Source organism: Bradyrhizobium sp. P5_C11_2 (genome assembly GCF_054049755.1).
The window spans coordinates 1-1,070 of the sequence record NZ_JBFULT010001082.1; the positions used below are offsets into that span (position 1 = coordinate 1).

The 1,070-nt window shown below is 64.2% G+C and carries 1 protein-coding gene and 1 pseudogene; both read right to left on the reverse strand.

Features of this window, described 5'->3' with window-relative positions; all coding sequences use genetic code 11:
* Window positions 1–143: 143 nt before the first annotated feature.
* Window positions 144–344, reverse strand: a complete 201-nt coding sequence (locus ACXJL8_RS41820) for a CsbD family protein (protein WP_456621721.1) — start codon at window positions 342–344, stop codon at window positions 144–146.
* A gap of 268 nt (window positions 345–612) precedes the next feature.
* Window positions 613–1,070, reverse strand: a pseudogene (locus ACXJL8_RS41825) (malate synthase G); the annotation flags it as partial.

A 1,070-nucleotide genomic window follows, 5' to 3' on the forward strand; every position in this document is an offset into this window, starting at 1 on the left:
AGCCATGTCTGTCCCGGATTGCGCGGAGCCTGTCATCGGGCGGCGCTTCGCGCCGACCCGTTGGCTCCATCCGGGCTACGGATCCCAAAACAAAAAAGCCCCGGCGAGAGCCGGGGCTTTTGTCGTTCGTGACGAGACCAGCTCTAATGCAGCGACTTGAGCCAGGCATCGACATCCTGACGGATCTGATCCCGGGCCAAGCCATAGCGTTGCTGGAGCCGGCCTTCGAGCTGTTCGCGGCGACCCTCGATCACGTTGAGGTCGTCGTCGGTGAGCTTGCCCCACTTCTCCTTGGCGGAACCCTTGAACTGCTTCCAGTTTCCTTCGATCCGATTCCAGTCCATGACCATCTCCCGTTGGTTGATGGCCCGACAACGCGAGCGGCGCGCAGCCGTTCCTCCTCGCGCCGCGACGTTTCGCCCGCCGCGGGCGTAGCCCGGATGGAGCGAAGCGAAATCCGGGATCTTGCCCCAAGCACCGCCGGTCCTGGATTACGCGGAGCCTGTCATCGGGCGGCGCTTCGCGCCGACCCGTTGGCTCCATCCGGGCTACAGGCGCCCAACAAAAAAGTCCCGGCGCAGGCCGGGACTTTTGACATTCGTCGAACCAGGATTACCCCGCCGCCTTGGCCTCGCGGCGGCGGGCGGTGAGGATGTATTCGGTGTAGCCGTTCGGCTGCGTGCGGCCTTCGAAGACGAGGTCGCAGGCCGCCTTGAAGGCGACGCCGTCGAAGGACGGCGCCATCGGCTTGTAGAGCGCGTCGCCCGCGTTCTGCTTGTCGACGACGACGGCCATGCGCTTCAGGGATTCCATCACCTGCGCTTCGGTGATGACGCCCTGGTGCAGCCAGTTGGCGAGATGCTGGCTGGAGATGCGCAACGTCGCGCGGTCTTCCATCAGGCCGACATCGTGGATGTCGGGCACCTTGGAACAGCCGACGCCCTGGTCGATCCAGCGCACGACATAACCCAAAATGCCCTGGCAGTTGTTGTCGATCTCCTGCTTGACGTCGTCGGGCGCCCAGTTCGACTTCGACACCGGAATGGTGAGGATGTCGGACAGCTTTGCGC